The 23674-nt window shown below is 69.4% G+C and carries 25 protein-coding genes; 21 read left to right on the forward strand and 4 right to left on the reverse strand.

Annotated features, from left to right (window positions below; translation table 11 throughout):
• The first annotated feature begins 32 nt into the window (after window positions 1-32).
• The 9 genes from AB0I51_RS25235 to AB0I51_RS25275 are packed head-to-tail and all read left to right on the forward strand — an operon-like array spanning window position 33 to window position 7033.
• Window positions 33-746, forward strand: coding sequence for a metalloregulator ArsR/SmtB family transcription factor (locus tag AB0I51_RS25235; RefSeq protein ID WP_362978708.1), 714 nt, complete (start codon window positions 33-35; stop codon window positions 744-746).
• The gene (gene sufB / locus AB0I51_RS25240) at window positions 743-2167 is read left to right on the forward strand and encodes a Fe-S cluster assembly protein SufB (RefSeq protein WP_362978710.1); all 1425 of its coding nucleotides are present in this window, start codon (window positions 743-745) and stop codon (window positions 2165-2167) included. The genes AB0I51_RS25235 and sufB overlap by 4 nt, the downstream gene beginning before the upstream one ends.
• 56 nt (window positions 2168-2223) lie before the next feature.
• Window positions 2224-3408, forward strand: coding sequence for a Fe-S cluster assembly protein SufD (gene sufD / locus AB0I51_RS25245; protein WP_362978712.1), 1185 nt, complete (start codon window positions 2224-2226; stop codon window positions 3406-3408).
• On the forward strand, window positions 3408-3743 hold the full coding sequence (locus tag AB0I51_RS25250; protein WP_362978714.1) for a non-heme iron oxygenase ferredoxin subunit: 336 nt from the start codon (window positions 3408-3410) through the stop codon (window positions 3741-3743). The genes sufD and AB0I51_RS25250 overlap by 1 nt, the downstream gene beginning before the upstream one ends.
• Before the next feature lie 7 nt (window positions 3744-3750).
• Window positions 3751-4518 carry a Fe-S cluster assembly ATPase SufC gene (gene sufC, locus AB0I51_RS25255; RefSeq protein ID WP_362978716.1) on the forward strand — a complete coding sequence of 256 codons (768 nt, stop codon included), beginning with the start codon at window positions 3751-3753 and terminating at the stop codon, window positions 4516-4518.
• Window positions 4515-5771 (forward strand): cysteine desulfurase, encoded by a 1257-nt coding sequence (locus tag AB0I51_RS25260; RefSeq protein WP_362978718.1) that lies wholly within the window; start codon window positions 4515-4517, stop codon window positions 5769-5771. Before sufC ends, AB0I51_RS25260 begins: the two co-directional genes overlap by 4 nt.
• Window positions 5772-5789: 18 nt before the next feature.
• Complete coding sequence (gene sufU, locus AB0I51_RS25265; RefSeq protein WP_362978720.1) at window positions 5790-6263, forward strand: Fe-S cluster assembly sulfur transfer protein SufU; 474 nt, start codon at window positions 5790-5792, stop codon at window positions 6261-6263.
• Window positions 6260-6598: a metal-sulfur cluster assembly factor gene (locus tag AB0I51_RS25270; protein WP_280877144.1), complete on the forward strand. Its 339-nt coding sequence runs from the start codon at window positions 6260-6262 to the stop codon at window positions 6596-6598. Before sufU ends, AB0I51_RS25270 begins: the two co-directional genes overlap by 4 nt.
• Before the next feature lie 48 nt (window positions 6599-6646).
• Window positions 6647-7033 carry a VOC family protein gene (locus tag AB0I51_RS25275; protein WP_362978722.1) on the forward strand — a complete coding sequence of 129 codons (387 nt, stop codon included), beginning with the start codon at window positions 6647-6649 and terminating at the stop codon, window positions 7031-7033.
• Here the strand turns inward: AB0I51_RS25275 and AB0I51_RS25280 are convergent.
• Window positions 7026-7904 carry an AbfB domain-containing protein gene (locus tag AB0I51_RS25280; RefSeq protein ID WP_362978724.1) on the reverse strand — a complete coding sequence of 293 codons (879 nt, stop codon included), beginning with the start codon at window positions 7902-7904 and terminating at the stop codon, window positions 7026-7028. The two genes, AB0I51_RS25275 and AB0I51_RS25280, sit on opposite strands and share 8 nt — an antisense overlap.
• Before the next feature lie 289 nt (window positions 7905-8193).
• On the opposite strand from AB0I51_RS25280, the gene AB0I51_RS25285 reads away from it, so the two are divergent.
• The 3 genes from AB0I51_RS25285 to dapD all read left to right on the forward strand — a co-directional run bounded on the left by AB0I51_RS25285 (window position 8194) and on the right by dapD (window position 10345).
• Window positions 8194-8514 (forward strand): multidrug efflux SMR transporter, encoded by a 321-nt coding sequence (locus tag AB0I51_RS25285; RefSeq protein WP_362978726.1) that lies wholly within the window; start codon window positions 8194-8196, stop codon window positions 8512-8514.
• A complete protein-coding gene (locus AB0I51_RS25290) occupies window positions 8514-9062 on the forward strand; it encodes a TetR family transcriptional regulator (protein WP_362978727.1) in 549 nt (182 codons plus the stop codon). The genes AB0I51_RS25285 and AB0I51_RS25290 overlap by 1 nt, the downstream gene beginning before the upstream one ends.
• Before the next feature lie 293 nt (window positions 9063-9355).
• Window positions 9356-10345, forward strand: coding sequence for a 2,3,4,5-tetrahydropyridine-2,6-dicarboxylate N-succinyltransferase (gene dapD / locus AB0I51_RS25295; protein ID WP_362978729.1), 990 nt, complete (start codon window positions 9356-9358; stop codon window positions 10343-10345).
• 65 nt (window positions 10346-10410) lie between these two features.
• Here dapD and AB0I51_RS25300 read toward each other — a convergent pair whose 3' ends face one another.
• Window positions 10411-10917 (reverse strand): hypothetical protein, encoded by a 507-nt coding sequence (locus AB0I51_RS25300; protein ID WP_362978731.1) that lies wholly within the window; start codon window positions 10915-10917, stop codon window positions 10411-10413.
• Between the two features lie 139 nt (window positions 10918-11056).
• Here AB0I51_RS25300 and AB0I51_RS25305 point away from each other — a divergent pair, with 139 nt between their 5' ends.
• Entirely contained in the window at window positions 11057-11614 is a 558-nt protein-coding gene (locus AB0I51_RS25305) for a SigE family RNA polymerase sigma factor (RefSeq protein WP_362978733.1), read from the forward strand.
• Window positions 11611-12843, forward strand: coding sequence for a WD40 repeat domain-containing protein (locus AB0I51_RS25310; RefSeq protein ID WP_362978735.1), 1233 nt, complete (start codon window positions 11611-11613; stop codon window positions 12841-12843). The genes AB0I51_RS25305 and AB0I51_RS25310 overlap by 4 nt, the downstream gene beginning before the upstream one ends.
• A 9-nt stretch (window positions 12844-12852) precedes the next feature.
• Here AB0I51_RS25310 and dapA read toward each other — a convergent pair whose 3' ends face one another.
• Entirely contained in the window at window positions 12853-13758 is a 906-nt protein-coding gene (dapA, locus tag AB0I51_RS25315) for a 4-hydroxy-tetrahydrodipicolinate synthase (protein WP_362978737.1), read from the reverse strand.
• Between the two features lie 497 nt (window positions 13759-14255).
• Here dapA and AB0I51_RS25320 point away from each other — a divergent pair, with 497 nt between their 5' ends.
• The 5 genes from AB0I51_RS25320 (at window position 14256) to AB0I51_RS25340 (ending at window position 17797) form a co-directional block, all read left to right on the forward strand.
• The gene (locus AB0I51_RS25320) at window positions 14256-14393 is read left to right on the forward strand and encodes a hypothetical protein (protein WP_362978739.1); all 138 of its coding nucleotides are present in this window, start codon (window positions 14256-14258) and stop codon (window positions 14391-14393) included.
• Window positions 14390-15070, forward strand: coding sequence for a hypothetical protein (locus AB0I51_RS25325; protein ID WP_362978741.1), 681 nt, complete (start codon window positions 14390-14392; stop codon window positions 15068-15070). The genes AB0I51_RS25320 and AB0I51_RS25325 overlap by 4 nt, the downstream gene beginning before the upstream one ends.
• Before the next feature lie 78 nt (window positions 15071-15148).
• On the forward strand, window positions 15149-15862 hold the full coding sequence (locus AB0I51_RS25330; protein WP_362978743.1) for an antibiotic biosynthesis monooxygenase: 714 nt from the start codon (window positions 15149-15151) through the stop codon (window positions 15860-15862).
• A gap of 575 nt (window positions 15863-16437) precedes the next feature.
• Entirely contained in the window at window positions 16438-17055 is a 618-nt protein-coding gene (locus AB0I51_RS25335; protein WP_362978745.1) for a helix-turn-helix domain-containing protein, read from the forward strand.
• A gap of 16 nt (window positions 17056-17071) precedes the next feature.
• Window positions 17072-17797 carry an SRPBCC domain-containing protein gene (locus tag AB0I51_RS25340; protein WP_362978747.1) on the forward strand — a complete coding sequence of 242 codons (726 nt, stop codon included), beginning with the start codon at window positions 17072-17074 and terminating at the stop codon, window positions 17795-17797.
• 48 nt (window positions 17798-17845) lie between these two features.
• Here the strand turns inward: AB0I51_RS25340 and AB0I51_RS25345 are convergent, their stop codons facing one another.
• Window positions 17846-19669 (reverse strand): endonuclease/exonuclease/phosphatase family protein, encoded by a 1824-nt coding sequence (locus AB0I51_RS25345; RefSeq protein WP_362978749.1) that lies wholly within the window; start codon window positions 19667-19669, stop codon window positions 17846-17848.
• 312 nt (window positions 19670-19981) lie between these two features.
• On the opposite strand from AB0I51_RS25345, the gene AB0I51_RS25350 reads away from it, so the two are divergent.
• Together AB0I51_RS25350 and AB0I51_RS25355 are read left to right on the forward strand one after the other, a co-directional pair.
• Entirely contained in the window at window positions 19982-21418 is a 1437-nt protein-coding gene (locus AB0I51_RS25350; protein ID WP_362978751.1) for a hypothetical protein, read from the forward strand.
• A gap of 218 nt (window positions 21419-21636) precedes the next feature.
• On the forward strand, window positions 21637-23091 hold the full coding sequence (locus AB0I51_RS25355) for an alkaline phosphatase PhoX (protein ID WP_362978753.1): 1455 nt from the start codon (window positions 21637-21639) through the stop codon (window positions 23089-23091).
• Window positions 23092-23674 lie beyond the last annotated feature (583 nt).

The raw sequence follows: 23674 nt of genomic DNA on the forward strand, positions 1-23674 counted from the left end.
CTGCCTCTGAGGAATTACGCAACAATGGCGTTGTGAAAAACGTTGGCGAGGCTCCGCAGGAGGAACTCGCGACCGGTGAGCGGTCCACCCGCAACCGTGTCGCGCGCTCCATCCTGGACCACGGCCCGTCGACCGTGGCCGACCTCGCCGGCCGGCTGGGGCTGACCCAGGCCGCCGTACGCCGTCATCTCGACGCACTCGTCGCCGACGACGTCGTGGAAGCACGTGAGCAGCGGGTCTACGGAGCGCGCACGCGCGGCCGGCCCGCCAAGGTGTTCGCCCTGACCGACTGCGGCCGGGACGCCTTCGACCAGTCCTACGACAAGCTCGCCGCGGACGCGCTGCGCTGGATCGCGGCGCGCGAGGGCGGGGACGAGGCCGTCGTCGCCTTCGCCCGCGACCGGATGGCCGCCCAGGCCATCGCCTACCGCAAGGTCGTCGAGGCCGCCGCTCCCGAGAACCGCGCGGAAGCGCTGGCCAAGGCCCTGAGCGCGGACGGGTACGCTGCTACGGCGCGTAGCGCACCGGTCGGTGAGCAGCTCTGCCAGCACCACTGCCCGGTCGCCCATGTCGCCGAGCAGTTCCCGCAACTGTGCGAGGCGGAGACAGAGCTCTTCTCCCAGTTGCTCGGCACCCATGTCCAGCGACTGGCGACCATCGCCCACGGCGACGGTGTGTGCACCACGTTTATCCCTAAGACCACACATAACGCATCTGCAAGTACCGCCGGGAGGAACCCCGCATGACGCTCCCCATCGAGGAGACTGCCCACCCCGAGCTCGAGGGTCTGGGCACGTACGAATACGGCTGGGCCGACTCCGACGTGGCCGGTGCCTCCGCCAAGCGCGGCATCAACGAGGACGTCGTCCGGGACATCTCCGGCAAGAAGAACGAGCCGGAGTGGATGACCAAGCTCCGTCTCAAGGGCCTGCGCCTGTTCGAGAAGAAGCCCATGCCGAACTGGGGCTCCGACCTCTCCGGCATCGACTTCGACAACATCAAGTACTTCGTGCGCTCCACGGAGAAGCAGGCGGAGTCCTGGGAGGACCTGCCCGAGGACATCAAGAACACGTACGACAAGCTCGGCATCCCCGAGGCGGAGAAGCAGCGCCTCGTCGCCGGTGTCGCCGCGCAGTACGAGTCCGAGGTCGTCTACCACCAGATCCGTGAGGACCTGGAGGAGCAGGGCGTCATCTTCCTCGACACCGACACCGCGCTGAAGGAGCACCCGGAGCTCTTCAAGGAGTACTTCGGCACCGTCATCCCGGTCGGCGACAACAAGTTCGCGTCGCTGAACAGCGCCGTGTGGTCCGGCGGTTCCTTCATCTACGTGCCCAAGGGCGTGCAGGTCGAGATCCCGCTCCAGGCCTACTTCCGTATCAACACGGAGAACATGGGCCAGTTCGAGCGGACCCTGATCATCGTCGACGAGGGTGCCTACGTGCACTACGTCGAGGGCTGTACGGCGCCGATCTACAAGTCGGACTCGCTGCACAGCGCGGTCGTCGAGATCATCGTCAAGAAGAACGCCCGCTGCCGCTACACGACCATCCAGAACTGGTCGAACAACGTCTACAACCTGGTCACCAAGCGCGCCGTCGCCTACGAGGGCGCGACCATGGAGTGGATCGACGGCAACATCGGCTCCAAGGTGACGATGAAGTACCCGGCCGTCTACCTGATGGGCGAGCACGCCAAGGGCGAGACCCTCTCCATCGCCTTCGCGGGCGAGGGCCAGCACCAGGACGCCGGCTCCAAGATGGTCCACATGGCGCCGAACACCTCCTCCAACATCGTCTCCAAGTCGGTGGCGCGCGGCGGCGGTCGTACGTCCTACCGCGGTCTCGTCGAGATCGGCGAGGGCGCCCACGGCTCCAAGTCGAACGTGCTGTGCGACGCGCTGCTCGTCGACACCATCTCCCGCTCCGACACGTACCCGTACGTGGACGTCCGCGAGGACGACGTGTCCATGGGCCACGAGGCGACCGTCTCCAAGGTCTCCGAGGACCAGCTCTTCTACCTGATGAGCCGCGGTCTGACCGAGTTCGAGGCGATGGCGATGATCGTGCGCGGCTTCGTCGAGCCGATCGCCAAGGAGCTGCCGATGGAGTACGCGCTGGAACTCAACCGGCTGATCGAGCTCCAGATGGAAGGCTCGGTCGGCTGATTCCGACCGCCGGCCAGCACACTTCTTGACTTCAGAAAGCGAGCACTACGACAGCCATGGCTGAGGCTCAGAACTCCACGGTGGGGTCCTCCACCACCGCCGGATCGATCGCGGTGGCCGCCGAGTCGACCGTCGCCACGCGCATGAGCGCGCCCCCGTCCTTCGACGTGGCGGACTTCCCGGTCCCCCACGGCCGCGAGGAGGAGTGGCGGTTCACCCCGCTGGAGCGCCTGCGCGGGCTGCACGACGGCACCGCGGTCGCCGACGGCGGGGGCGTGAAGGTCGCCATCGGAGCCCCCGAGGGGGTCACCGTGGAGACCGTCGGCCGTGACGACGCGCGGCTCGGCAAGGCCGGCACCCCGGTGGACCGGGTGGCCGCGCAGGCCTACTCGTCCTTCGAGAAGGCCTCGGTCGTCACCGTCCCCAAGGAGACGGTCCTGACCGAGCCGATCCGCATCGTCGTGCACGGAGAGGGCGGCGTCGCCTACGGCCACCAGGTCATCGAGCTGGGAGCCTTCGCCGAGGCCGTCGTCGTCATCGACCACACCGGTGACGCGGTCCTCGCCGCCAACGTCGACTACGTCCTCGGCGACGGCGCCAAGCTGACCGTCGTCTCCGTCCAGGACTGGGACGACAAGGCCGTGCACGTCGGCCAGCACAACGCCCTGATCGGCCGCGACGCCACCTTCAAGTCGTTCGTCGTCACCTTCGGCGGCGACCTCGTACGACTGCACCCGCGCGTGACCTACGCCGGACCCGGTGGCGAGGCCGAGCTGTTCGGCCTGTACTTCACGGACGCCGGCCAGCACCAGGAGCACCGCCTCCTGGTCGACCACAACGTCCCGCACTGCAAGTCCAACGCCATCTACAAGGGCGCGCTCCAGGGCGAGGGTGCCCACGCGGTGTGGATCGGCGACGTCCTCATCGAGGCCAAGGCCGAGGGCACCGACACGTACGAGATGAACCGCAACCTCGTGCTGACCGACGGCGCCCGCGTCGACTCCGTGCCGAACCTGGAGATCGAGACCGGCGAGATCGTCGGCGCCGGACACGCCTCCGCGACCGGCCGCTTCGACGACGAGCAGCTCTTCTACCTGATGGCCCGCGGCATCCCCGCCGACGACGCCCGACGTCTGGTGGTCCGCGGCTTCTTCGCCGAACTGGTCCAGCAGATCGGTGTCGCCGACATCCAGGAGCGGCTGCTGGAGAAGATCGACGCGGAGCTGGAGGCGTCGGTCTGATGTCGGCCTTCCACGCTGCTCAATTTCTTCGGGCCTGCGGGCTGAGCGAGCTGGAGGAGGACACCCCGAAGCGGGTGGAACTCGACGGCACGCCGGTCTCGGTCGTGAAGACCGAGGGGGAGGTGTTCGCGATCAACGACATCTGCTCGCACGCGAACGTCTCGCTCTCCGAGGGCGAGGTCGAGGACTGCCAGATCGAGTGCTGGCTGCACGGCTCAGCGTTCGACCTGCGCACCGGCAAGCCGTCCGGCCTCCCCGCCACCCGCCCCGTACCCGTATACCCCGTAAAGATCGAAGGGGACGACGTGCTCGTCTCCCTCACCCAGGAGTCCTGAGGAACCCATGGCAACGCTTGAAATCCACGACCTGCACGTCACCGTCGAGGCCGACAACGCCACGAAGGAGATCCTCAAGGGCGTCGACCTCACCGTGAAGCAGGGCGAGACCCACGCCATCATGGGCCCGAACGGCTCCGGCAAGTCGACCCTCGCCTACTCGCTCGCGGGCCACCCCAAGTACACGATCACCGGCGGCACCGTCACCCTCGACGGCGAGGACGTCCTGGAGATGTCCGTCGACGAGCGCGCCCGCGCCGGCCTGTTCCTCGCGATGCAGTACCCGGTCGAGGTCCCCGGTGTCTCCGTCTCCAACTTCCTTCGTACGTCCGCCACCGCCGTCCGCGGTGAGGCGCCGAAGCTGCGTACCTGGGTGAAGGAGGTCAAGGAGACCATGGCGCGTCTTCACATGGACCCGGCCTTCGCCGAGCGCAACGTCAACGAGGGCTTCTCCGGCGGTGAGAAGAAGCGCCACGAGATCCTTCAGCTGGAGCTGCTCAAGCCGAAGATCGCGATCCTCGACGAGACCGACTCCGGCCTGGACGTCGACGCCCTGCGCGTCGTCTCCGAGGGCGTCAACCGCGTCCGCGAGACCGGTGAGGTCGGCACCCTGCTGATCACGCACTACACGCGCATCCTGCGCTACATCAAGCCCGACTTCGTGCACGTCTTCTCCGGCGGCCGGATCGTCGAGTCCGGCGGCGCCGAGCTCGCCGACAAGCTGGAGAACGAGGGCTACGAGGCCTACACCGCGAAGGGTGGCGTATCCGCGTGACGCAACTGCCGGGCCTCCTCGACACAGAGGCGATCCGCAAGGACTTCCCCATCCTGGACCGCACGGTCCACGACGGTAAGAAGCTCGTGTACCTGGACAACGCGGCGACCTCGCAGAAGCCGCGCCAGGTCCTCGACGCCCTGAACGAGTACTACGAGCGCTACAACGCCAACGTCCACCGCGGTGTGCATGTGCTCGCCGAGGAGGCCACGGCGCTGTACGAGGGCGCGCGGGACAAGGTCGCCGCGTTCATCAACGCGCCCTCCCGCGACGAGGTGATCTTCACCAAGAACGCCTCCGAGTCGCTGAACCTCGTCGCGAACATGCTGGGCTGGGCCGACGAGCCCTACCGCGTGGACCACGAGACCGAGATCGTCATCACGGAGATGGAGCACCACTCCAACATCGTGCCGTGGCAGCTGCTCTCGCAGCGCACGGGCGCGAAGCTGAAGTGGTTCGGCCTCACGGACGACGGCCGGCTGGACCTGTCGAACATAGACGAAGTGATCACCGAGAAGACGAAGATCGTCTCCTTCGTGCTGGTCTCCAACATCCTCGGCACCGTCAACCCGGTCGAGAAGATCGTGCGCCGTGCGCAGGAGGTCGGGGCCCTGGTCCTGATCGACGCCTCGCAGGCCGCACCGCACATGCCGCTGGACGTCCAGGCCCTCCAGGCCGACTTCGTGGCCTTCACCGGCCACAAGATGTGCGGCCCGACCGGCATCGGCGTCCTCTGGGGCCGCCAGGAGCTCCTTGAGGACCTCCCGCCGTTCCTCGGCGGCGGCGAGATGATCGAGACCGTGTCGATGCACTCGTCGACGTACGCTCCCGCCCCGCACAAGTTCGAGGCGGGCACCCCGCCGATCGCGCAGGCGGTCGGTTTCGGGGCTGCGATCGACTACCTGTCGGCGATCGGCATGGACAAGATCCTCGCCCATGAGCACGCGCTGACCGAGTATGCGGTGAAGCGCCTGCTGGACGTCCCCGACCTGAAGATCATCGGCCCCACCACGGCCGAGGACCGGGGCGCGGCGATCTCCTTCACGCTCGGCGACATCCACCCGCACGACGTGGGCCAGGTCCTCGACGAGGAGGGCATCGCGGTCCGGGTCGGACACCACTGCGCACGGCCCGTCTGCCTGCGCTACGGAATTCCTGCGACCACGCGAGCGTCGTTCTATCTGTACTCCACGCCGGCCGAGATCGACGCACTGGTCGACGGCTTGGAGCACGTACGGAACTTCTTCGGTTAAGGGACGTGAGCTGAGACCGTGAAGCTTGATTCGATGTACCAGGAAGTCATCCTGGACCACTACAAGCACCCGCACGGGCGGGGCTTGCGGGATGGCGATGCCGAGGTGCACCACGTCAACCCGACGTGCGGCGACGAGATCACGCTGCGCGTGAAGTACGACGGCGAGCAGATCACCGACATCTCCTACGAGGGTCAGGGCTGCTCCATCAGCCAGGCCTCGGCCTCCGTACTGAACGACCTCCTCGTCGGCAAGGAGCTGTCCGAGGCGCGGAAGATCCAGGAGACTTTCCTGGAGCTGATGCAGTCCAAGGGCCGGATCGAGCCCGACGACGACATGGAAGAGGTGCTGGAGGACGCGGTCGCGTTCGCCGGTGTCTCCAAGTACCCGGCACGGGTGAAGTGCGCCCTCCTCAGCTGGATGGCGTGGAAGGACGCGACGGCCCAGGCCCTGGGCGGAGCCGACGCCGACGCGGAAAGGAAGACGGCATGAGCGACACCGAGACCATGGAGATCAAGCCCGCCTCCGAGGAGGAGGTCCGCGAGGCCCTGCTCGATGTCGTCGACCCCGAACTGGGCATCGACGTCGTCAATCTCGGCCTCATCTACGGCGTGCACATCGACGACGCGAACATCGCGACCATCGACATGACGCTGACCTCGGCGGCCTGCCCGCTGACGGACGTCATCGAGGACCAGGCCAAGTCCGCCACGGACGGCCTCGTCAACGAGCTCCGCATCAACTGGGTCTGGATGCCGCCGTGGGGCCCGGACAAGATCACGGACGACGGTCGCGAGCAGCTCCGGGCGCTGGGCTTCAACGTCTGAGCCTGCTGGTTCTTCTGGGTTCACGGGAAACGGCCATACCTTTCGGGTATGGCCGTTTCGCTGCATCACATAGTCATCGACACGCACGATCTTCCGGGCCTCGCCCGCTTCTGGTGCGGGGTGCTGGACTGGCGGATCCTGTCCGAGAAGGAACGCGAAGTCGTCATCGGGCCGGGGGAGTTCGCGGAGACCGGCATCTGCTTCATGCCGGTGAGCGGGCCGAAGGCAGTCAAGAACCGGCTGCACTTCGACCTCGCCCCCGACGACCGGGACGCCGAGGTGGAGCGGATCCTCGCGCTGGGTGCGCGACGGGTCGACATCGGACAGAGCGAGACCGTGGGCTGGGTGGTCCTCGCCGACCCGGAGGGCAACGAGTTCTGCGTACTACGGCCCAAGGCCTCGCTGATCGCCTTTCGTGACGGGACTGCTAGCTGAGCCCGGCCACCAGCCGGAACGCCGAGTCCGCCCGGTACAGGCTGCTGTTCTGGTACTGGTCCAGCTTGAGCTGGAAGTTCTGGTGACGCAGATAGCGGCCCGGGTAGTTGACCGACTCCAGCATCACCGCGCCGGAGTAGGACGAGGTGCGGGGGCAGAAGGTGGCGTCCTGCTTGAAGAGGGACGAGCCGTCGTTGCGTTCCGCCCGGAGGATGAAGTTGCGGTGGCGGAGATAGCTGCCGTCGGCCGTCGCGAACGAGTAACAGGAGCTCTTGGCAAGGCCCTTGACCACTTTGAAGGTCGAGGCGCGGCGGGCAGCGGTGGAACCGGCCGGGTTGAGCTTCACGTAGTCGCCGCTCACCTGCCAGTACCGGTCCGGGTAGTTGACCGAGCGGACCGACTTCCAGGCGGACGAGGAAGTCGACGAGCCGCCCGACCCGGACGATCCCCCCGAGCCCGAGGAGGACGAACCGCCGTGGGACGACGCCGACTTGGACGGTGCGGGCGCCTTCGCGGAGGGCGTGGAGCTGTGCTCCGCGGCGGTGGCCGGCGCGGAGGGTGACTTCGTGGCGGCCGGTGTGTGGGCGTCGGGCGTGGGCGGGTCCTTCTTCGACGGCGAGGCGAACGAGAGCAGCCCGGGACCGTCCGCTCCGACCGACGACGGGTCCGTCGCCGCCTTGGTACGTGCTGTGTCGTCAGGTTGCTTGTCCGTGAGGACGATCGCCGTGGCGCACACGGCAATCGTGGTGAGGGCGAGGGCCCCGGCCAGCCAGAGTCGGCGGGTTCCGGGGGCCCGGGAACTGTCGGGGGTCCAGCCGTTCTCCCAAGAGGAGTGGTGCGGGGGAGGGTGCTGGGACGTGTTGTCTGGCATGCGCTGTTCCTCCAGCGGCGCCCATGGCGACGGCCGTGGCCGTGAAAACCAGGTGAGTGAACGGTGAAACAGTAGTGGAGCGGGAGGCCTGTGAGCAGCCGTTTCGGTGAGCGGTTTCTACGAGTTCCGGGGCAGGCGGCCGACGTATGGGACGTCACCTCTCATTCCCCGTGCTCTTTTGTCAACGCCGTGCGGAACGCTGCTGCTTGCGCGAGGTCCGTACCCCGGTCGAATGGACGCCGCCATCGCGGACCGCCCGCGCCGCCCGCCGTTATGTACACTCGTACACATGGGATTCCTGATGCTCCTCACGGCGATCGCCGCGGAGGTGGGCGGCACCACCGCCATGAAGTTCAGCCACGGCTTCAGCCGGCTGTGGCCGTCGGTCCTCACGGTCGTCGGATACGTGCTCTCCTTCGCCCTGCTCGCGCAGACCCTGAAATCCATGTCCGTCGGTACGGCCTACGCGATCTGGGCCGGCCTCGGCACCGCCGCCGTCGTGGGCATCGGCACGGTGTTCCTGGGCGAGGGGATGACCTTCGCGAAGGCCGCCGGTATCGCGCTGATCATCATCGGGGTGGTCGTCCTCAACCTGGGCGGTGCGCACTGATGGCCCGGCGCTACGACCCCGAGCGGCGTCAGCGGATCATCGACGCGGCGATCCGGGTCGTAGGACAGAAGGGCATCGCGGGACTCAGCCACCGCTCCGTCGCCGCCGAGGCCGATGTGCCGCTCGGCTCGACGACGTACCACTTCACGACCCTCGACGAACTGATGGTCGCGGCGCTGCGCCAGGCCAACGAGGGCTTCGCCAAGGTGATCGCGGCGCGCGGCGGCCTGGAGGACCCGTGCACCGACCTGGCCGGGGAGCTGGCCGGCTGGATGGGCGAGTGGCTCGCCGGCGACCGCACGGGCGTCGAGCTGGAGTACGAGCTGTACCTCGCCGCCCTGCGCCGCCCCGCCCTGCGCCCCGTCGCCGACGAGTGGGCCCGCGACCTCGCCGAGCGCCTGTCCCGCCGGACGGATCCGGTGACCGCGCGGGCGCTGGTCGCGCTGATGGACGGGATCTGTCTACAGGTGCTGCTGACGGACGCGGCGTACGACGAGGGGTATGCCCGGGAGGTGTTGGGGCGGGTGATCCCCTGCCGGGAGGTGTGAGGCGGCGAGGCGGGCGCACGGCGACCGGTGGCCGGTGACTGCCGTGCGGCGGCCTGTGGCCGTCGGCCCGAGACCTGCGTGTGGCCCGTGACCTGTTGCCGTGACATACCGCGACCCGCGACCCGCGACCCGCTTTCCGCGTGCCCCGGGCCGACCCGCGCCCTGCGTACTCCCCGTCAGCCGCTTTCGTTGACCGTGGCACGGGGCCGTGGCGCGGGCCCGTGCGTGTCGTTCCCTGAGACGCCCCGTGGACGAGTTGGTCCCCGCCGCCCCCTCCAGGTTAGGTTTCCCTCATGACCGACACGACCGCACCTCGCACCACCGGCGCCGTTGCCGCCGGCCTCGCCACCGTCACCGCCGACGGAACCGTCCTCGACACCTGGTTCCCCGCGCCCGGACTGTCCGCCGAACCCGGCCCCGCCGGTACCGAGCGGCTGTCCGCCGAGCGCGCCGTGGAACTGCTCGGCGAGGGTGCGGCGAAGGCGATCGGTCCGGACGCCCGCCGAGGCGTCGAAGTGATCGCGGTCCGCACGGTCATCGCCTCCCTCGACGACAAGCCGCTCGACGCGCACGACGTCTATCTGCGCCTGCACCTCCTCTCGCACCGCCTGGTCCAGCCGCACGGCCAGAGCCTGGACGGCATGTTCGGCTTCCTCGCCAACGTCGCCTGGACCTCGCTCGGCCCGGTCGCGGTCGACGACGTGGAGAAGGCGCGGCTCAACGCCCGCGCCGAGGGCCTTCACCTTCAGGTGACGTCGATCGACAAGTTCCCGCGCATGACGGACTACGTGGCCCCGAAGGGCGTCCGCATCGCCGACGCCGACCGGGTCCGGCTGGGCGCGCACCTCGCCGAGGGCACGACGGTCATGCACGAGGGCTTCGTGAACTTCAACGCCGGCACGCTCGGCACGTCGATGGTCGAGGGCCGGATCTCCGCCGGTGTCGTGGTCGGCGACGGCTCGGACATCGGCGGCGGCGCGTCCACCATGGGCACGCTGTCCGGCGGCGGCAACGTCCGCATCACCATCGGCGAGCGCTGCCTGATCGGCGCCGAGGCCGGCGTCGGCATCGCGCTCGGCGACGAATGCGTCGTGGAGGCCGGCCTCTACGTCACCGCCGGCACCCGCGTCACGATGCCCGACGGTCAGATCGTCAAGGCCCGCGAACTCTCCGGCGCCTCCAACATCCTCTTCCGCCGCAACTCGGTCACCGGCACGGTCGAGGCCCGCCCGAACAACGCGGTCTGGGGCGGCCTGAACGAAATCCTGCACAGCCACAACTAGCAGTGCGGTGACCTGAGTCGAGCGCCCTTCCGGCCGACGGGAGGGCGCTCGACCCGTATCGGGGCTCAGGTCCGTACGGCCGCCGCGAAGCCCGCCAGTTCCGTGAAATCGCCCTCGCGCAGCCCGAGTCGGGGGTTCACGTGGTGCAGCAGCGCCGGGCCCGGGTGATGGGCAGTCACGAAGTCGCCGTCCAGCGCGCTCTGTTCGTCGTCCACCCAGGCGAAGGGGCGGCCCTCGGCGTACGCGACGATCGCCTCCGTCTTCCAGTGGACCCCGTCGGGCCGCTCGGCGAACAGGGCGTCGCCGAAGTCGACGTACGGCAGCTCGGGCAGGCCGACGACCGGGGCGATCCAGCGGTTCGCGGCGGCCATCCACGTGGTCGCCCAGCACAGGTCGTAGCCGAGACCCAGGAGCGCCGGTCCGTGTGCGGGGTTCAGCCAGACCCGGAGCGGGCGGCCCGGGCGCACGGCGGCCCTGATCGTCGTGAAGCCCTCGGGGCGGCGCTCCGGCTGGGCGGCGTACGGATTGAGGGGGCCGTCGACGTCGAGGAAGAGCAGGGGGCGGTGGCTCATGTGGTCACCGTAGGGGGGTGGTTGGGCGGGGCGGTCGAATTTTCTCGGGGCGGCAGGCATAGCGGGCGCTGTCCGCACGCGTCCCAGGGATCACAGGGCGGGGCATCGGGTGCCGTCGGGGAAGTGAGTGAAGGTGACGATGGATGCCGAAGAGCTGGAAGGCTTCCGGGACTTCGTGGACAACAGGTCGTCGGCGCTGCTGAGGACCGCCGTGCTGCTCAGCGGGGGAGACCGGCACGCCGGTGAGGATCTGCTGCAGAACGCCCTGGCCAAGGCGGCCGGGCGCTGGGAGCGGATCGACGAACCCGAGGCCTATGTACGGCAGATCCTCTACCGCCAGCAGATCGGCCGGTGGCGGCTGAAGTGGCGAAGACGCGAACTGACCGTCGCCGAACCGCCGGAGACCCGTACGGCCCCGGACACCTCGTCCGCCGCCGAGCTGCGCGTCGTGATGCGCGAGGCGCTGTCCAGGCTCACCGCCCGCCAGCGCACCGTGCTCGTGCTGCGTTACTTCGAGGACCTGCCGGAGGCCGAAGTGGCGCGGCTGCTGGGCTGTTCCGTCGGCACCGTACGGTCCACCACCCACCGTTCCCTAGCCCGGCTGCGCGTCCTGGCGCCCGAACTGGTCGCCCTGGGCCCGGCCGACACCGAATTCCGGTCGTCCGGTGACCAGTTGCCCGTGGAGGTGCGTCCGTGAACGTCGACGATCTCGTACGCGAGGCCCTGCGTGAACAGGCCGCCGAACAGCCCCCGGCGGGACCGGGGTTCGCCGACCGGGTGTTCGCCGTCCGCCGGCGCCGCCGCACCCGAAGGCTGGTGACCGTAGCAGCCGTCACGGTCGCGGTGGTCGCCGTCGCCGTGGGTGTGCCGCTGCTCGACTCGGGGAAGAGCGACGTCCGTCCGGCGAACGTCGTGGACCCGGACAAGGTGAGCGGCCACCCGAGCCAGTCGCCGCCGCACGAGCTGATCGCCGCCGGCCATGCGGCCCTTGCCGCCTACTACATCCCGACCACCGTCAAGAAGTCGGCCACGGAATCCGTCTCCGAGCGCACCTACTGGCTGCTCGACCAGAAGACCGGCACCTATGTGAAGGCCCCCAAGTGGTCGTTCGTCGCCGTCGCCCCGGGCATGAAGACCGCCGCCGTCCTGGAACGGACCCTGCCCGCCTCCCGGATCGGCCTGCTCGACCTGGCCACCGGCGAGGTGCGGCGGTGGATCCAGGTCGATCACAAGGTCGGTGGTCTGTCGTTCTCGGCCGACGGCCGGAAACTGGTCGCGACGACCTACACCTACAACCCCGACGCGGATTTCCACCCGGCGGACCCGAACTCCAATGTCGGGGAACCCGCACGACCGTCGGTCCGCTCCGGTTTCTACGTCTTCGACGTGGCCTCCGGCAAGGGACCCTGGGCCCCGGTCGACGTCGGCGACGGCACGCGGGCGGACGGCCGGAACGGCATGATCAACAACCGCCAGGACTTCGCCCTCACCCGCGACGGCGGACATGTCTGGGGCGGCGTCCCCTCGGACGACATCGGCAAGCTGTTCTACGACTTCAAGGGCAACGAGGTCCCCGCACCGACGGCCGCCGACAAGTACCGCGCCTGGTACCCCCAGGCGGGGGTGTCCCCCGGCGGCAAGCTCGTCGCCGGCGACTTCGCGGGCAGGACATGGCACACCTCGTCCTACGTCACCGACTCCGACACCGGCGCGAAGACCGAGGTCCACGGACAGGAACTGCTCGCCTGGGCCGACGACAGGACCCTCATCGCCTGGGACATCGGGAAGGACGCGGGGGAGAGCGAGTATCACCAGCGGCTGGTGCTGGTCACCATCGGCAGCGACAAGGAGGTACCGCTGAGCGGCTTCCGCAAGGGCACCGACGTCAGCGCCGGACGCTGGCAGCCGGTGTTCGCGCAGCGCTGAGCACTTCGGTCAGCCGGCCACGAACTCCTCGTACGCCGCGAGCAGTTCGCGGGTCGCCTCGCGGCCGGCGGGCCGCAGCGGAGCCCGCACCGAACCACCGGGCAGGCCCAGGGAGTTGAGGAGTGCCTTGACGGTGACGGTGCCGGGCAGTCCCGCCGCCATCATCAACTCGATGAGGGGCGTGGCGCGTTGCTGGAGGCGGGCGGACACGGGGGTGTCGCCCGCCTCGAACGCGTCGAGGATCGCGCGCAGTTGGGCCGGTACGACGTTGGCGACGGTGCTCACATACCCCGTGGCCCCCACCGCGTACAGCGCCAGAATGTGTTCGTCGCAGCCCGCGTAGTACGCCAAGTCGGTGCGGTCCAGCACCTTTTGGGTGCCGAGGAAGTCGTAGGAGCAGTCCTTGACCGCGACGATCCGGGGATGCTCGGCGAGCCGGATCATGGTCTCCGGTTCGATACGGGTGCCGGTGCGGCCCGGGATGTCGTAGAGCATGACCGGCAGTCCGGAGGCATCGGCGACCTCGCGGAAGTGTGCCTCCAGGGCGTCCTGCGGCGGCCTGCTGTAGTACGGCGAGACCACCAACACCCCGTCAGCGCCCGCCTTTTCGGCCTGCAGGGCGAGTTCCACGGTGTGCCGGGTGTCGAAGGTGCCCACGCCCGAGACGAGCGGGACGCGGTCGCCGACGGCCTCGCGGACGGCGGTGACGAGCGCCGCCTTCTCCGCGTCCGACGTGGTCGGCGACTCACCGGTCGTCCCGGACAGCACCAGCCCGTCGCACCCCTCCGACACCAGCCGTACGGCGAGGAGTCGGGCGCCGTCGAGGTCGAGCGCCCCCGACCCGGTGAAGGGGGTGATCATCGCGCAGAGGGCGCGGCCGAAAGGGGACGGGGCGGAGGTCGCGGCGTTCGTCATGGGAGTAGTCTCGGCAGAGCGACAGTGAAGCTCCACTTAAATTTCCTACAGGGTATCGATAAGGAATGCTGCGGAATGGGTGAAGTGGGCAGGCCGGGCAGCCGCCTCCGCCCCGACCTCCGCCGCCAGGGCGGTCCGGTGGGCCGGGGTTCGACGGCGTATGTCGCGGGTTCCATCAGCGGAGGGTGGAGTTCCTCCCACCGGCCGTGGTGGACGTGGACGGGCAGGGCGACGCGGGACAGCGGCGCCGTGAGTTCCGTACCGCACCGGGCACACACGAACACGTCCAAAAAGCTCAACAAGCTTCCCCTCGCCCCGAATCCACGGGGATTGTGTCCGGCCCGCGGCGGAGATTCCACCGGAATTCGGAGCGCCCCAGGTCGCGTCGCGTCCCTCGGACCGAGGCCCTATGTCCAATTGGCCCCTTCATGGGTCACCATGGCCAGGAAGGTCACCGGCGTGGGACGTTCATCCACCCCCTGGTCACGGGAGGCGTCATGAAGCTCGGCAAGGCACTGGCCACCGGAGTCGCCGAAGAGCGGCCGCAGATCCACCACGAGGAACTCGAACTCCCCGAGAACATCGTGGAGTTCACGCAGGAGAAGGCGTCCGAAGAGGTTCCGGCCGCCCGATGAGACTGCGGCTCCCCGAGGAACGCCCGACGGAGCCGCCGACCGGATTCAAGATCGCCCACCCGGTGCTGTCCCAGGACGGCACCAGGGCCGGGTTCACCGGTGTGTCGCTGGGCGGTGCGCTGCCGTACGGAGTCGTGGCCGACGCGTCCTGCGTCTACGGCCGGCGGCACCGGGCACCCGCGCGCCGCTGCGACTGCGGCTTCCACTGTGTGCACGAACGGACGGCGGCGGAAGCCCTGTTGTGCACCGCCGAGCACCGCGAGGCGGTCCTCCTCGACATCACTGTCCTCGGCCGCTACATCCGCTTCGAGCGTGGCTTCCGCTACGCCCGCCAGCGTGTTCGTACCGCCACCGTCGGGCCCTGCGCCTGCGGCGCCCGGGCCGTCGCGCTCGCCGACGCGGGCTGGGGCAGGCCGGGTTGGCGCGCCCTCGCCGCCGCGTGCGCGGGGTGCGTGCGTGGTCGTACGTCCGTCCCGCTCGCGGGGTTCGCGCGGCTGGCGGGGGACGGACTGCGGGTGCTGGCGGCGAGCGGCGGAGCGACGGCTGTCGCCGACCCCGGACCGCCCGAGGGACTCGGCGTCCCCGAACTCGTCGCGGAGGCAGCCCTGTTGCAGGCCCGGCTCGACTGGTTCCAGAGTCGGCTGGCGCGGCTGGAAGGGGGTACGGCACAGCAGTAGCCCGGGCCTTGACCTCAACTTTGGTCGAGGTTGAAGGCTGGTCGGCGTACCCACCCGTGCCGATCAGCGGAGGCCCGAATGACCCGTCGTACCGACTCGCACCCCGACCTCGCCGACCCCCGTGTCGGCGCCCCCTTCTTCAGCACCTGGCGCGTCGGCACACCGCTGCGCCGGCGGCAGACCGTCGAGGCGGTCGCCGTCGCCTGGGAGCGCCGGCCGTGGCCCGCCGACGACCTCCTCGGCTATCACCTCTACACCGGGCACGACACCTCCACCCTGCTGCACTACTCGCAGTGGGCGAGCGAACAGGCCTACGAGGCCTTCGTCAGGACCCGCCGCCAGGAGCGCGTCGACGAGATCGACACCGCCGTGCCGGGCATCGAGCGGCTCGGCCTCGGCCGCTACCGGCACTACCGCAGCGGCGGCCCGGCGGACCGGGGCGGACGCGGCGGCCGGGTACCGGGGTGTGTCGTGATCGTCGACGTCGAGTTCGAGGGACCCGACCCCGACCGCCAACGGGCCTGGGTGGACGCGGTGTTCGAGGCGCTGGAGAACGAGCCCGCGCCGCACCCCGGCGGTATCGCCGCCCACTTCCACCTCTCCACCGACGGCACCCGCGTCCTCAACTACGCCGAGTGGGAGAGCGCCCAGGCCCACCTGGAAGCCCTCGCGGCCCCCGGCGACGGCATCGGCTCCGCCACCGCCCTCTGGGAACGCGTCCAGACCTGGCCCGGCCTCAAGAGCACCACGGTCAGCCGCTACGACCACGCGCTCGGGCTCGTCCGCGAGTGATCGCTGTGCTCACGGCCGTGCGGCCTTCCGGAGGCCGGCCTCGGCAACGTACCGCTGATACTCGGCCTCGGCAGCGGCGTCCAGGAAGGACACCTGCCGCCGGCGGGCCCGGTCGTGGCCGTGGCTCTCGCGCCAGATCTGAACGATGCCGCCAGAGTTGGTTCCAGTACTCCCTGATCATGGTGAGTCGCTGCTTCTCCTTGGCGATCCGCTCGCTCTCCGTCGGCGCGGGGAGGGGAGCGGGCGGCCGGGCCGAGGATCTGGCGAGACGCGGTCTCATGGGGCCACGGATTTCACGTTCGATCTCCAGGACGAGGGCCGACACCGCCTCGGTGAGAGCCGCGGCGGTGCGGCGCTCCTCTGTGCCGTCGCCGTGAGTGCGTTGCAGCGATTCGAGGCGCGGCACCAGAAAGTCGTAGATCGCCCAGGCGTCGTCCACGGTGATGTCCGTGGCGCGGAGCGGCTTGTGCTCCGGATCGGCGCTCATCAGTCAAGAATGACGCACTCCACCGGCGACTCCCACCGACAACCTCAGTCCCCTGGACAAAAAAAGTGTTCGGTGGGACGGTGGACGCATGCTGGACGTCACCGTGATCGAGGACCCCGAGGCCGCAGCCGTCTCGCTGGACCCCATAAGGGCCCGGCTGCTCGCCGAGCTGGGGGCGGGACCCGCGTCCGCCGCCATGCTGGCCGGCAAGGTCGGACTGCCCCGGCAGAAGGTGAACTACCACCTCAAGGCGCTGGAGCGGCACGGCCTGGTCGAGCTGGCGGGGGAGCGGCGCAAGGGCAATGTCACCGAGCGGCTGATGCGCGCGACCGCCGCGTCGTACGTCATCTCGCCGCTCGCGCTCGCCGCCGTGCAGCCGGACCCGGACCGTTTCCGCGACCAGCTCTCCGCGCGCTGGCTGCTGGCGCTCGGCGCCCGGTTGGTGCGCGACGTCGGCTCGCTGATCACCGGCGCGGCCAAGGCCCACCAGCGGCTCGCGACCTACGCGCTGGACGGCGAGGTGCGCTTCGCGTCCGCCGCCGACCGGGCCGCGTTCATCCAGGAACTGACCGCCGGGGTGAGCGCACTCATCCGCAAGTACGACGCGGGTGAGGCGGAGGAGGGCCGCGACCACCGGATCGTGGTCGCCGTCCATCCCACGGTCAAGAAGCCGTCCACCCCGCAACTGGACCAACAGAACCAGTAGTACTCAGGAGTCAGCCATGTCCAAGGAATTCGAGATCGTCTACGAGTTTGAGGTCGACGCCACTCCGGAGGAGGTGTGGGCGGCCATCACCGACGGCACCGGCGGCTGGCTGTGGCCGATGGAGTTCGACGGCGAGAAGCGCGTCGGGCCCTTCGGGTCGACCCTCACGAACTTCGACCCGCCGCACCGGATCACCGCCCGCACCGAGGACGTCGGCTTCCCGACCCAGAGCCTCAACCAGATCGACGAGACCATCGAGCCCCGCGACGGCGGGCGGCGGGCCTGGGTGCGGTACGTGCACAGCGGGATCTTCACCGACGACTGGGACAACCAGTACGACGGCGCGCGCAAGCACAACGCGTTCTATCTGCACACGCTGCGGGAGTATGTCACCCACTTCGCGGGCCGGCCGGTCGCGTTCGCGACGCTCAACGGGCCCGACGCCTCAACCGCCGCCGACGCCTTCGGAGTTGTCGGCCGGGCGCTCGGCCTCGCGGACGACGTCGAGCAGGGGGCACGGGTCCAGGCCCGCGGGGCCGAGGGCCAACTCCTGGACGCCGTACTGGACTTCCGCGACCCGTACTTCATCGGACTGCGCACCGACAGCGCGCTGATCCGCTTCTTCGGGCGCAACCACTGGGGTGCCCCGGTCGGCATCAGCGTCCACGACTTCGCCCCGGACGCCGACGCCGAGGCGAACGAACTCGCCTGGCAGAACTGGCTGGACGGGGCCTTCGCCTGACCTGGTGCAAGCCGGCGAGACCCCGTCCACCCCCCGTCCCCGTAGGTGCTACGGCTGGAAGCGCAGCACCTGCGGGTCGTGGTCGCTGATCTGGTCGTTGAACTCCGAGTTGATGTGGACGCTGTCGTACTCGAAGCAGTCCTTGCGGATCGACGGGCTGATCAGGATCTGGTCCAGGACCTGCTGGTTGCCCTGGTAGTCGTACGTGTAACGCTCGTTCTTCGGCAGGGACTTGATCGCCGAGTACAGCTCGCCCTTGCCTTCGAGGATCTTCGCGGTGTCGGAGAACTCGAAGTCGTTCATGTCGCCGAGCGTGATCACGTCCGCGTTCTTCTGGGCCGCGAGGATCTCGTTGACGAAGGCGTTGACCGCCGTCGCCTGCGCGTGGCGCTGGGTCTCCGAGCTGCGGGTGACCGGCTGGTACTGCGCGGTCAGCGGCTGGTCGCCACCCTTGGAGATCAGGTGGTTGGCGATCACGAAGACGGTCTTGCCCTTGAAGACGAACTCGCCCGCGAGCGGCTTGCGGCTCGCGGTCCAGGCCGCGTTGGCCGGGTCGATCCGGCCGGGGGAGACGGTCAGCTGGGCCTTTCCGCGCACCTTGGTGACGCCGACGGCCGTCGTGGAGTCGCCGCCCGCGCGGTCGGTGAAGGAGACCCGCTCCGGGTTGAACAGGAAGACCTGGCGGATGTTGCCGCCGGGCTCGCCGCCGTCCTTGTCGTTGACCGGGTTGATCGAGCGCCAGTCGTACTTCGGGCCGCCCGCCGCGACGATCGCGTCGATCAGCTTGTTGACCGTGACGCTCGCGTCGACCGTACCGTCGTCCGTGGCACCGTTGTTGTCCTGGATCTCCTCCAGAGACACGATGTCGGGGGACTGCAGGTTGTTCACGATCGCGGCGGCGTGCGCGGCGAAGGTGCCGTCCGACGGGTCGAGGTTCTCGACGTTGTACGTCGCGACCGCGAGCTGGTTCCGCGACTGCTTCTCCGTCGTCTCGCGCTGCAGGCCGCCGCTCTTCACGGTGCCGATCTCGTTCGCGACGAGGGTGTAGCCGCCGTACTGGTTGAAGTCCAGCGGTCCGGCCGTGGTGCCGGTGAGCTTGTCGCCGACGTTGACGACCGGGAAGTCCGCCGTCGCGCCCAGGGACTGGATCTGCAGGCGCCCGCCGTTCTGCGAGTCGTAGGACCCGTAGACCGTGCCGCCGCGCGGGGTGGCGTTCTGGTGCGGCTTCACCGTGACCCAGAGCTCCGAGTACGGGTCGGTCGCGGTGACCACGCGCACGTCGGAGACCTGGACGTTCATGCCCTCGAGGGACTCGTAGTAGTCCAGGGCGTACTTCTTCGGCTGGAGCGTCAGCGCGTTGATCGAGTTGCTCGCGGCGGTGTCGCCGGCCGGCGTGTACGCGCTCGGCACGGATCGGGAGTCGATCACCACGGGGGCCGGTACGGCGTTGCCGCTGGAGACGACGGTGACCGTCGGCTTGGTGATCTCGGTCAGCGACTGGTTGCCCGTGGCGGCGCCGCCCGGGACGTACTCGGAGACCGTGCCGGAGACGGTGACCGAGTCGCCGACCGCGACCTTCGGGGTCGAGCTGGTGAAGACGAACACGCCCTCACTGGTGGCCGGGTTGTCGTCCGGGGTCGCGTCCTGGAGCCAGAAACCCTTGGACGAGCCGTACGTGCGTACGCCCGTGACGATGCCCGGTACGTCCGCGACCTTCTGGCCGGCGTACGGCGACACCCGGGTGGTGCCCTGGATGTCGTGGATGCGGACGCCGTCGGCGTGCGCGGGCGAGGTGAGAACGATCGCGGACGCCACGGAACAGACGGCGGCGACGGTGAGCGCGGCGAGACGCGCGGAGGACTTGCTCGGCAACGGGATCCCTCCGGGGACATGCATGAGTGCCGGGACGAGGGTGGACGGAGCTGTGCAGCGGCGGTGGGAGCCGCGACCGGTGGGGCGGTAGCGACGCGCGTAGAAGATACCTGGACTAGGTGTCCATGACATTTCTACGCGCGTCAATCTCATTGCGGGGCCGCCCAGTTGTCAAGGTTTCAGCCATGTACACCTCGTGGCCGGGACATGAACCGGGCGGCATGGGTCGAAATCCGTCTAGGCTGAGCGGCTGAGTCGTGTGTCGTGTACGGCCGTCGTACGGCCTTCGAGGCGCCCTAGGAGAACCCACCGATGTCAGACAGCTCCCCCCTGCCGCCGGTGCGGCTGCACTCCGAAGCGGAGCTGGCGCGTGACGCGCTGTCCACACCCCTGCTCGCCCGCGCTGCCCGGCTCGCCCGCTGGGCCGGCCCCGACACCCGCGTCGACGCCGGTGGCGGCCTTGTCGACGAGCAACTGCCCGCCGCCGCCGAGCTGCTCGGCCTGACCGGCGACGACGCGGCGGCCGACGCGAGCGAGGCCTGGCGGGTCGCGGTCGACACCGGGCTCGTCGAGATCGTCGAAGAGGACGAGGGCACCGTGGCCGCCGGCGAGGAGCTGGCGCTGCTCACCTCCGGCTCGCCGCACGACGTCCTCGCGGTCTGGCTCGGCGCCCTCGACACCCTTCTCGCGGACGCGAGCGTGCCCGATCTGGACGGTCTTGTCGACGCCGTCGGCGAGGGCGGCGAGGTCGATTTCTCGTCACTCGACTGGGACCCCGAGGCGGAGGCCGAGTTCCTCGACGGCGTCCTCGCCAACCTCTACCTGCTGACCGTCAACGAGGACGGTCCCGGCGACGGCCCCGTCCCGCTGCCCGCGCTGGCCGCGTCGATGATCGTGCCCAGCGACATGGGGGAGCCCACCAACGACGTACTGGAACAGGTCTCCGACGCGATGATGCGTCTCGACGACCAGTTCCGGCTGCTCGCACCGGTCGGGATCGTCGAGTACCAGCCCGTGGACGAGGCCCTGATGGCCGACTTCGACGAACCGGCCGACGGATCCGCGCCGTCCGTCGACGAGACCGACGTCACCCGCTACGGCATGGTGCGGCTCACCCCGCTCGGCCTCTACGGCCTGCGGGCCCGCCTCCAGGAGGCCGGCTTCGTGGCGCCCGCCGTCGGAGACCTGGCCGACAAGGGCGCGGACGCGCTCCTCGACGGTACGTCGACCTTCCCGCAGAAGGCCGCGCGGGCCGAGACCGAACAGTGGCTGGCCAACCGCCAACCCCTCGCCGCAGCAAGGGAGTTGCTGGCGGCGGCCCGCGGCGCCGACCCCGGCGCACCGCTGCGCCGGCTGCTCTGCCAGCAGGCACTCTCCCTCGTCGGCGGGGAGGCGGAGCCCGCGCTGCGCGAGGTGCTCGACGACCCCGAACTCGGAGGTCTCGCCCGGGTCTGGCTGAGCGAATACGGCGCGAGCGACGTCCCCGCGCCCTCCGAGGACCTGGTCTTCTGGCTGACCGTCGACACGGTCGCCGCGCAACTGGCCGCCGAGGGCAACTCCGAGGAGTTGCAGGCCCTGGTCGAGGGCCTGGCCCAGCAGCACAACGGCTTCTTCGCGGCGGCCTGGCGGGTCGACCACCCCGCGACCGCCGACGTCCTGGAGGCGATGGGCCGACTGCACCCCGACAAGCGGATCGCGAAGGAAGCCCGCAAGGCGGCCTTCAAGGCGCGCTCCCAGCAAGGGAGTTGAGCCGATGCGACGCCGACGGTTTTTGAGTCCCATGGGTGACGGCATACGACTTCCTGGCTGATCGCAGAGGGATCCATGGCCGATTGCATACGGATTCATGGAAGAAGGCCCGGCGAAGTCGACCGGTGTTCAACTCGTGTTCAGACATGGGCGGAAGCGTGGCGCCGACCGAGGTCCGCCACCCTCCACGGCACACCCACCGTCACAGGAGACACACCATGTCGCTCACCCGCAGAGACTTCGCCGCGAAATCCGCGATCACCGGTGCCGGGGTCGCCCTGGCGGGCAGCGTCGGCGCCCTCGCCACCGCCCCCAACGCCCTCGCCGCCACCGACACCGAGACCGCGGCCGAGGAGTCGGCGACCGGCCACGGCCACGGCCATGCCGGCGTCGGCTACGGACCGCTGATCGCCGACCCGGACGGCCTCCTCGCCCTCCCCGCCGGCTTCAAGTACCGCGTCATCACCTACAGCGGCAGGACCAAGCTGGAGTCGGGCGAGTTCACCCCCTCCAACCACGACGGCACGTCCACCTTCGACGGCCCGCGCGGCGCCACCCTCCTCGTCAACAACCACGAACTGGCCGGCCCCCGCGCCAACTGGCCCCACCCCGTCCCGCTCACCGAGGGCCTCGTCTACGACCCCGCCGCGGCCGGTGGCTGCACGGTCGTCGAGGTCCGCCGCGACCACGTCGCGGAGTGGGTCGGCATCGCCGGCACCGCCACCAACTGCGCGGGCGGCAACACCCCTTGGGACACCTGGCTCACCTGCGAGGAGACCGAGGACAAGGCCGGCACCAACGGCTTCACCAAGGACCACGGTTACGTCTTCGAGGTCGACCCCGCCGACCGGCGCGCCAACCGAAACCCCAAGCCCATCAAGGCACTTGGCCGCTACGCCCACGAGGCGGTGGTCGTCGACCCCAAGCGCGGCCACCTCTACCTGACCGAGGACGCGGCCAACCCCAACGGCCTCCTCTACCGCTGGACCCCGCCCGAGCACTTCCACCACGGCCGCGGCAGGCTCCGCACCCTCGCCGACGACGCGGGCGTCCTTGAGGCATTCAAGTGCTTCGACTCCGGCGGCAAGTTCGTCGACGACCTCTCCCGCGCCACGAAGATCGGCACGGTCTACGGCGTCGACTGGGTGACCGTCCCCGACCGCGACGCGAAGTCGGTGTCGGTCCGCAAGCAGTTCGCGGTCGGTGAGATCACCCGCGCCCGCAAGCTGGAGGGCATGTGGTGGGGCGACGGCGGCACCTACATCGTCTCCTCGTTCGCCCGCACGGAGAGCCCCGTCCAGCACGACGGCGCCGTCTGGTTCTACGACCCCAAGCGCCGCACCCTCACCCTCAAGGTCCTCCTGGGCGTCAACCCGGACCCGTCCGTGGACGGCGCGTTCGACGGCCCCGACAACATCACCGTCTCCCCCTACGGCGGCCTCGTCATCGCCGAGGACGGCGAGGGCATCCAGCACCTGTTCGGCGCGACGGAAAGCGGCCGCACGTATCCGATCGCCCGCAACGAACTGAACATCGGCACCGAAGCGGAGCCGGAGTACAGCGAGTTCACGGGCGTCACCTTCTCGCCCGACGGAAAGACGCTGTTCGCGAACATCCAGACGCCGGGGATCATGCTGGCGATCACGGGGCCGTGGAAGCGGCAGCAGCGATAACGGTCCACCACTCGAATGGGTGACCTTGTCTGATTCTGTGATTGATGGACGGTGCTGGACATAGCGTTCCTTTATGTCCAATTCGTGCGGGCGGTGCGGTGCTCCGGTGAAGTCGAAGCGTCGGCGCTACTGCGGCAATCGTTGCAGCCTCCAGGGGACTGCGCTGCAGCGGTCTGGGTCAAAGCGAAGGCCCAAGCCGTCGTGCCCTCAGTGCGGCAAACCCGTTCTGACTCGCGGTGCGGTCCGTTGCAGTCGGATCTGTGCGAATGTGACGCGCCGCCAGGAGACGGAGGCACGGCGTGGAGAGCCCGCGCCGTGCCTCCGCTGCGGGTCGACCGAGCGGCGCCCCCGTTGCGATGGACCGTACTGCTCGTGGGACTGCTTCAACGAGGACCGCTACGAACGGACCGGCACTTTCGCGCGATGGTTCGCTGCGTGGCAAGCGGGCGAGATCAGTGGAACGAGGGAAGACGGCAGCCCGGACTGGCGGGTTCGGCAGGCCCTGGTGCTGCTCAGAGGCCAGCGCTGTGAGGAGTGCGGCTGGGCCGAGGTCAACCCTGTCTCCGGGCGCGTTCCCCTGCAC

The organism is Streptomyces sp. NPDC050549 (assembly GCF_040655035.1).
In the GTDB taxonomy this organism is placed as follows: Bacteria; Actinomycetota; Actinomycetes; order Streptomycetales; family Streptomycetaceae; genus Streptomyces.